The 7,663-nt window shown below is 63.0% G+C and carries 7 protein-coding genes; 3 read left to right on the plus strand and 4 right to left on the minus strand.

All coding sequences use genetic code 11. The features are described 5' to 3' along the window. Positions 1 to 418: 418 nt before the first annotated feature. From DBR22_RS05335 to DBR22_RS05345, 3 genes are all read right to left on the minus strand, one after another. A complete protein-coding gene (locus DBR22_RS05335; RefSeq protein WP_108598122.1) occupies positions 419 to 1,234 on the minus strand; it encodes an enoyl-CoA hydratase/isomerase family protein in 816 nt (271 codons plus the stop codon). After that, on the minus strand, positions 1,231 to 2,442 hold the full coding sequence (locus DBR22_RS05340) for a CaiB/BaiF CoA transferase family protein (protein ID WP_108598123.1): 1,212 nt from the start codon (positions 2,440 to 2,442) through the stop codon (positions 1,231 to 1,233). The genes DBR22_RS05335 and DBR22_RS05340 overlap by 4 nt, the downstream gene beginning before the upstream one ends. 124 nt (positions 2,443 to 2,566) lie before the next feature. After that, positions 2,567 to 3,730: a flavin reductase family protein gene (locus DBR22_RS05345; RefSeq protein WP_181365038.1), complete on the minus strand. Its 1,164-nt coding sequence runs from the start codon at positions 3,728 to 3,730 to the stop codon at positions 2,567 to 2,569. Between the two features lie 370 nt (positions 3,731 to 4,100). On the opposite strand from DBR22_RS05345, the gene mhpA reads away from it, so the two are divergent. From mhpA to DBR22_RS05360, 3 genes are all read left to right on the plus strand, one after another. Next, positions 4,101 to 5,693, plus strand: a complete 1,593-nt coding sequence (gene mhpA, locus DBR22_RS05350; protein ID WP_181365039.1) for a bifunctional 3-(3-hydroxy-phenyl)propionate/3-hydroxycinnamic acid hydroxylase MhpA — start codon at positions 4,101 to 4,103, stop codon at positions 5,691 to 5,693. Next, complete coding sequence (locus tag DBR22_RS05355; protein WP_219928076.1) at positions 5,690 to 6,031, plus strand: cupin domain-containing protein; 342 nt, start codon at positions 5,690 to 5,692, stop codon at positions 6,029 to 6,031. Before mhpA ends, DBR22_RS05355 begins: the two co-directional genes overlap by 4 nt. A 92-nt stretch (positions 6,032 to 6,123) precedes the next feature. Further along, on the plus strand, positions 6,124 to 7,002 hold the full coding sequence (locus DBR22_RS05360) for a fumarylacetoacetate hydrolase family protein (RefSeq protein WP_108598127.1): 879 nt from the start codon (positions 6,124 to 6,126) through the stop codon (positions 7,000 to 7,002). 35 nt (positions 7,003 to 7,037) lie between these two features. On the opposite strand, the gene DBR22_RS05365 is transcribed toward DBR22_RS05360, so the two are convergent. Beyond that, a partial coding sequence (locus DBR22_RS05365; RefSeq protein WP_108598128.1) for a FadR/GntR family transcriptional regulator occupies positions 7,038 to 7,663 on the minus strand: 626 nt, incomplete at its 5' end.

Consider the following 7,663-nt stretch of genomic DNA (forward strand, 5'->3'; position numbering starts at 1 on the left):
GGGTTCAACGGTGCAGCCACAACGGCCACGAGGCTGGTTCCGGCCGTCCGCGACGGCAGAACGACAGTGCCCAGCCGAGGTTCCGTACCGGGGGAGTCGACTACTGCCGCCAGTACCCCGTGCGGGTCTGCTGCAACTGCGACTCTTTCCCCATGTCGGGCATCCGTCAACCGCATGCATACTCCTATAAATCATCGTGATGGTTAGTATGGTTTTTCGATTATCGACCGAGACTTGGATCACTGTCAATGGGGGGATGGTATAGACGGTACGGGGTTTGACGCCGAAACTCAACAGTTGTTTATAAATACCCGGCTTGGAAGCAGCGACCACCAGCCTCGAGGATGCGACGGCAGCTCTGATCGGTTGCCGCGTGTGCCTTTTGTCCGTCGGAACCGAGGAGGGATCCGCAGCAGCTTCAGGTGCGTGTGCGTCCGATGGGGCTCCAGGTGAACTCCGGCTGCTCCCGGTTCATGAACGCAGTAATACCAATTCCCATGTCCGGGCCGTCCGTCATGGCTGCCCACGCGTTCTCCCATTCCTGGTCAATACGAGGGTCATTGCTGGCCGTCAGATCCACAAGGCGCTTCATGGAGTGTGTGGAGAATCTGGAGCGGTTCCGGAGCGTGTGAAGCAGGGACCTGCATCGGTCGTCAAACTCGTCGTCAGGAACCACCTCGGCCACCAGTCCGAGGTCCAGGGCACGGGCGGTGTTGAACGTTTCGCCCGTAAAGAGAATGAACTTTGCATTGGCATGCCCGACTTGCCGCACCAGCCGCTCGATCCCGGCCCGTGGGTAGATGATGCCGATCTTGGCCGGGGTGATGGCGAATACAGAGCGTTGGCTCGCAATGATGAAATCGCAGGCTGAGGCGATCTGCCAGCCACCGCCCATGCACGCCCCGTCGACCAGCGCGACGGTGGGTTTTGTGATGGAGGTAATGGCCTGATCGGCCAGGCTGAGCTGGTCGACATAGGTGTTGTCCTCTTGCCGGTCCAAAAGTACCGAGGACAGTTCGTTGATCGTGGCGCCTGCGCTGAACGTGGTGCCGGCGCCTCGAACTGCCACGACAGTGACTGCCGGATCCTTTTCGAGTGTGGGCATGAGTTCCTGGATCTGCAGGCACATGGACCTTGTCAGCGCGTTCTTCTTGGCAGGGTTGTCAATGGTCACCCAGGCCACCCCGTCGGCGACGTTAACGCCTATCCGGGCAAATGCGGCCGCGCTGCTCATCGCGCTGCTTCGGCGGTTTGCTTGGTGGTTTTCAGGTGGCCATTGGCCTCAAGCCACCCAACTTCCTCATCGGTGACGCCGATGTCAGCGAGGATTTCTGCGGTGTGTTCACCCAGCAGGGGAGGCGGCGACAGAATTTCGCTGGCCTCGCCGTCAAGGCTCAGTGGCCCCCTCACCAGCGGCAGCGCCGTGCCGTCGCGTCGGCGGCTCTGTTGAACAAGCCCCAGAGTGGCTACCTGCTCGGTCGCCAGGGCCTGCGCGTAGTCGTAGATCGGGCCGCACGGGATGCCTGACTGGCTGATCAGGGAGATCCACTCCTCGGCTGTCTTTGTCGACAGGGCCGACTCGATGAGCTCCGTCAACTGATCCCTGTTGGCTGACCGGAGCGCGCCGGTGCTGAAACGGGGATCCTTGGCTGCCAGTGGCACCTCGAGCAAGTCGCAGAACGTGTGCCAGTGCTTGTCGTTGCCAACGGCAATGTTAATAGGTCCGGTTGCGGTTGCGAACGTGCCGTAAGGCGCGATCGTTGGGTGGTTATTCCCTTGAGGGGCCGGGGTCTCGTTGAGGCTGAGTGCCCGCTGGCCCTGGAACACCGAGAGGTTCAGCGCCGTTTCCAGAAGGGACGTCGAGACGTGGCTGACGGGTTTGCCGGAGCTTCGTCCCAGCAGCGCCGACACGATACCGAACGCACTGACCATTCCTGATGTGATATCCACGATCGGCACCCCTACCCGGTAGGTTGTGCTGGCACCGGTCACCGACATGAGTCCGGACATTCCCTGGATTACCTGGTCCAGGCCGGCGTCGTCTTTGAGCGGGCCGGTTGTGCCGAAGCCGTTAACGGAGGCGACGACGAGCCCGGGGCTGAGCTCCTTCAGGCGTCCCTTTGTCAGCCCCAATTTTTCGAGGGTTCCGAGCTTGAAGTTCTCCACCAGGACGTCAGCAGTGGCGATAAGCCTGTCCAGGATCGCCCGTCCCTCGGCGGAATAGAAGTTGAGGCATATGGACTTTTTGTTGCGGTTCACGGCGTCGAAATAAAGACTGTGCTCGTTTTCAAACGGAGGCCATTGGCGGGCGGTGTCGCCGCCGTTGATACTTTCGACCTTGATGATGCTGGCACCCATATCGGCGAGCAACGCAGTGCAGTAGGGCCCGGCAAGGGCCCTGCTGAGGTCAACCACCGTAATTCCGTCAAGTGGCTTGATCATGATGTCTCCCTGATTCAGATGGCAAAGGTGAGGCTGAATCTGACCGCGCGTCAGCCCCACAGGCGTAACGCACAGGTGCGTGCGTGGCCCAGGACCCTTCGCGATCGCGAAGGCGTTGTCTCTATTACCGGCGCGTCCCGGTAACTGCCGCGGCTTTGCCGGCGATGTCTTTCAGTGCGTGGATCCAGGACTCAATCTGTTCTGTTGTTGAGGAAGCTGGAAGTCCGGTCATTCTCAGCGCCATTGTCGGCAAGTCGGACGGGGTGGGCAGGAGGACGACGATCGATGCGATGTCGTACTGCTGGCCTGGTTCGAGGTCAGGGCAGAAGAGGTCGGCCAGCTCCGCTGCTGCATGCCGCACCAGGCGCTCCTTGCGGGGCAGGCGGTCGGACAGCTCGAATTCGGAAAGCGCAGCCTGGTACCGGTTGAAGGCGTCCGGCCGGGCCGCGAGGATGGAGTATCCGCGGTCGCGTACTTTGCCCAGCAGGGCAAGATTGAGATCACGGCGCTCCTGGCCGTCGTCGGGTGCTCGGCCAAGCCATTCGTCCACTTCAGCTGTTGGGGAGTCGCCCAGGAAAGCTGCTCCGAGGGGCGGGATGATGGGCTGCCGGTGGCCGAGGGGGAAAGGCTCAACCGCGGATCCCTGATTGGCGGCAAGCACCTGGATGGCGTCCCAGCGTATCCTGGCGAGGACACTGCAGTTGACGCCGAACTCGTTGCTCACGTCCTCAACCTGGGACCGGATCGTTTCGGCAAACTGCGCTGCCTGGATCAGTTCGGGATCCGGTGTTGCCACCAGTGACCCCGGTGTAAATCTCCCGTAGCCGCCCTGGAAGAACAGCAAGGGCAGTGTCGAGCGTTCGAGGGCATACTCCTGGACGAGGCCCAGAACGATGTAGTGGTCGCCCGCTTCGCGGACGTCTTCGAAAGTGCACTCGATCCAGGAAACGGCGCCCTCAAGAATCGGTGAGCCCAGCGGCCCTGGCCGCCACGTGACGCCGTCGAACTTGTTTGCTCCGCCCGTCGCGAGAGCGCGGCAGAGCGGTTCCTGGTCAGACGCGAGGACGTTTATGCAGAACGTCCGGGCGGTCCTGAGCTGTGCGAAGCTGCGCGAGTTGCTCATCGGAAAAAACGCGATCAGCGGCGGATCCAGGGATACGGAGGAGAACGTTCCGACGACCATGCCGACGGGGTTGCCATCCTCGGTAACCGCCGTCACTACCGCCACTCCGGTGGGGTAATGTCCCAGCGTCTCGCGGAACAATCCAGGATCAAAGTCCTTAGGCATTACAACCTCCATCAATACATCTGCCCTCCGCACCTTGGGTGCAGGGCCAGGTAGTCAGCTTTGACTGCCCGGGAAAGCCGGCGCCGTACATACAGTTTGGGCGCCGGTCCTAGAATCACACCAGATCGTCGGAACGATGTCAACGGTTATGATGGTTTAGTCGCTCAGCCCGATCGCGCCCGCCAGGTCGAAACACTTGACATGGGGTGGGTCCAGTGGGGAACATCTAGAAAGAACCTAACCGTTATTATGTTTTAGAACGCGGGGTCTTCCGGCCAAGATCCATCGGAAAGATCCCGCCAGTGCACTCCTCCTGGTGAGGTTGAGCAGATCGGACACAGCAATGAAGCGTCTAGCGAATTTACCCGCTATGGACAAGGCCGGGCAGGTCGACTTCCTGGTGGTCGGGGCGGGGCCGGTCGGTCTCGTCGCAGCGATCCTGCTGGCGCGTGAGGGTTGGCGCGTCACGGTGGTTGAGAAATGGCCATCACGGTACCCGATGCCGCGGGCCTGCACCATCGACCACGAAGCCCTCCGGATCCTCCAGGCAGTTGGAACCATGGAGGAGCACGCCGGCCTGTTCGAGCCCTCTCGTGGTGAACGGGGTGGTTACCAGATCCGCAACGGCGCGGGCACGCTGCTCCGTGCCATCAACTGGAACCGGCCAGCCGAATCGGGCTGGGCGAACACCAATGGTTTCTACCAGCCGGATCTCGAAGAGGTGCTCGAGTCAATGGCGGAGGAAATTCCCTCTGTGGAGCTGCGCCGAGGCTGGTCCGCTGAAGCGGTGGAACAGGATGCCGAAGGCGTCATCCTGACAATGAGCCGAACGGAGGACGGGTCGGACCAGGAGCAACTGCGCGGCAGTTGGCTCATCGCAGCTGACGGGGCGAACAGCGTCATCCGTGACCTGCTTGGTATCGAGAGCGTCGACTCCGATTTCGAGGCGGACTGGCTCGTCGTCGACTACGTACCTCTGGTGGATCGGCAGTGGGACGCCTTTGTCACCCAATACTGCGACCCGGACCAGCCGGCCACGGCCGTGAACAGCGGGCCTGGCCGCCGGCGCTTTGAATTCATGCGCCGGGCTGATTGCTCTGTTGGGGAATTGGGCCGGTCCGAGACTGCATGGCGCCTCATGGAGCCATGGGACGTGACCCCTGAGAACGCACGGCTCGAACGTCACGCGGTCTACACCTTCCGCGCCCGCTGGGCGCAGGACTGGCGACGCGGCCGCGTCTTCCTTGCCGGGGATGCTGCCCACCTGATGCCCCCATTTCTCGGGCAGGGACTGTGCGCCGGTCTCCGGGACGCGCGGGCGCTGACCTGGCGCCTTTCCATGGTCGCCTCGGGCCTTGCAGACACGTCAATCCTGGACTCGTACGGCCCTGAGCGCGGGGCCCACGTGCGCGAGATCATCGAGGAAGCAGTCGCGGTCGGTGAGATGGTGTGCGAGCTGGATCCGCGCCGCGCAGCCGATCGGGACAAAGACATGATTGCCCTGCTCAATGATCCCGAGGCGGTAACCGTCGAGCCACCCCACCCCAAACTTGGCCAGCCGTCCATCACAGCGGCCGAAGACGGAAACGCCGGAAGGCTCTCAGTCCAGGCGCGGGTCGAAGTGGATGGCGTCAGCGGGCTCTACGACGACGTAATCGGCGGCACCTGGCAGCTCATCGGACTCGACGTCGACCCGCTGGCCAACGTCCCAGCCGAGCACCAGGCGTGGTTCGCCAGGATGGGCGGCACCGCTAGCTCGCTCTCCGAAGACGGCCCGATCCGTGATGTCGACGGCGACTACCGCGCTTGGTTTGCGGGCCACGGATGCAACGTGGTCCTGTCCCGTCCCGACTTCTATATCTATGGCACCGGCACTCCCGATGACGTTCCGCGTCTGCTGGAATCACTGCGCGCCGCCCTCAGCAACTCTCCCGTCTACACAGAAACAGGTGCAATGTCATGAGCATGCGAGTAACAAGGGTCACCGACGCCGAACCGTTCCACCCGGTGGGGCACGAGGGCGTGGGACCGGTCCGCCTTCAAGGCGGGGAAGCCACTCCGACGACGGACTTCACAGTGGTCCTCTCCCACTACCTTCCCGGCGGCGCAGCAGAATTGGCACCCCAGTCGGCCGAAACGGTGTACGTCGTTGTTTCAGGCGAACTCGTCATGACCAGCGAGGGCGCCGAGGAAGTCCTTGGCCCGTTCGACTCCGTTCACTTCACACCCGGGACGCTGCGCACCGTCCATAACCGGACCAACCTGCCCGCCAGCATGATCGTGATCCGCTCCGCCGGCTAACGGACGCAGCAGCAGGCCGTGGTGCGGCCTCAGACATACGAGCGATATGTCCTTGTCCAGGACACATTTACCCAAAGAAAATTGGAGAACACATGCGTATTGTTGGCCTCAAACAGGGCGATGGCTCTGTTCTCGTCGGAGCCTTGAGTGATGACGGCACCGAGATGGCGGTCATGGCCGAAGCCGACGCTTTCTGGGCCTCGCCCGAAATGCACCTCATGGCTCCGCCCGGACGCAAGGTCTCCGTAGATCCAGCCGACATGGTCCCTCCCGTCGTCAAGAGCGCCCGCGTCATCTGCGTGGGCCTGAACTACCTTGACCACGTCAACGAGGGGTCGTTCCGGGACCAGGACCTGCCGGAGTTCCCCACACTCTTCGCGCGCTGGCCGGCGTCGCTGAGCACCGACGGGGCGGAAATCCCTGTGCCGTCCGGCGAGGACGGACTTGATTGGGAAGGCGAGGTCATGGCGTGGGTCGGATCGCCGCTGGTCGACGCGACTCCCGAGGAGGCGCTCGCGGCCGTGATCGGATACTCGACGTTCAATGACGTCACCTCGCGCAGGGCGCAGAAGCTGACCTCGCAATGGATCATGGGGAAGAACGGTGATAGGTCCGGACCGCTCGGCCCGATGGTTCCTGCCGCAGAAGTTGGTGATCTTCGCGACGGTCTTCAATTGGAGACGCGGGTCAACGGCGTCGTCGTCCAGCACGGCAGTACCGCGCAGATGATCTTCGGCGTCGGTGAGACGCTGGCCCACATCTCAAGGAGCTTTACGATCAACCCCGGCGACCTTCTCGCCACCGGGACCCCGTCAGGTGTCGGATATGCACGCACGCCTCCGTGGCTGCTGCAGCCCGGTGACGTTGTCGAGGTCGAGGTCGAGCGGCTTGGCGTCCTGGCGAACCGCATCGTCGACAACGCGCACCGCCACCAGGCCGTGGGCTCGGCGTCGGTCAAGGTCCATAACTAGCCTCGGCCTTCATAAGAGGCAATGACGCCGGACTGCTACCTCGTGGTGAGCAGTCCGGCGTGGTTCTCGATGGCCTGCTTCACACGCGGGATGTCACCGGCGATGATGGCTGCGACCAGTTCCTGGTGAACCTCCAGCCGGACCTGCAGCCACTCGGCCGGTGACTGGGGATCGTCGTCGTGCGTGGCAGTGACCGCCTGATCGCGGACGAACCGCGTCATCGAAAGGTAGAGCGCTGAGGCCGTCTGATTGGGTGAAATGAGGGCGATGCGCTCGTGCAGGTCCCAGTTCGCGAGCAAGAACTCTGTCCTGCTCTTGCCGGCTGCTGTTTTGAGCTTTCCGACAAGCTTTTTGAGATCTGCGACGTCCGCGGGGGTGCGGTGCTGTGCGGCGTCAATGTCGATCAGAACCTCGAGTGCCTCCCGGACGGCCACGGCCTCGACGACGGAGGCGGGGGAGTCGGCGACCGCCAGGAGGGTGTGGCGGATGCGCACGACGGGCCCGGACGCCGTCGCGTAGAGTCCGCCACCGCGCCCGGGGCGGATCTCCGCCAGCCCGCGGTCCGTCAGGAGGCGGATGGCCTCGCCGACAGTCGAGCGGGCGAATCCCGTCCGGGCCTTGAGTGTGTCAATGGTGCCGATCAGCTCGCCAGGCTTAAACT

Origin of the sequence: Arthrobacter sp. HMWF013 (assembly GCF_003061105.1) — a bacterium.
Taxonomy (GTDB): Bacteria; Actinomycetota; Actinomycetes; order Actinomycetales; family Micrococcaceae; genus Arthrobacter.

What these genes read in the sequence shown, in the direction of transcription:
- DBR22_RS05360 (WP_108598127.1), top strand. Translation starts at nt 6,124, where the DNA reads ATGCGTATTGTTGGCCTCAAACAGGGCGATGGCTCTGTTCTCGTCGGA.
- mhpA (WP_181365039.1), top strand. Translation starts at nt 4,101, where the DNA reads ATGGACAAGGCCGGGCAGGTCGACTTCCTGGTGGTCGGGGCGGGGCCG.
- DBR22_RS05345 (WP_181365038.1), bottom strand. Translation starts at nt 3,730, where the DNA reads ATGCCTAAGGACTTTGATCCTGGATTGTTCCGCGAGACGCTGGGACAT.
- DBR22_RS05340 (WP_108598123.1), bottom strand. Translation starts at nt 2,442, where the DNA reads ATGATCAAGCCACTTGACGGAATTACGGTGGTTGACCTCAGCAGGGCC.
- DBR22_RS05355 (WP_219928076.1), top strand. Translation starts at nt 5,690, where the DNA reads ATGAGCATGCGAGTAACAAGGGTCACCGACGCCGAACCGTTCCACCCG.
- DBR22_RS05335 (WP_108598122.1), bottom strand. Translation starts at nt 1,234, where the DNA reads ATGAGCAGCGCGGCCGCATTTGCCCGGATAGGCGTTAACGTCGCCGAC.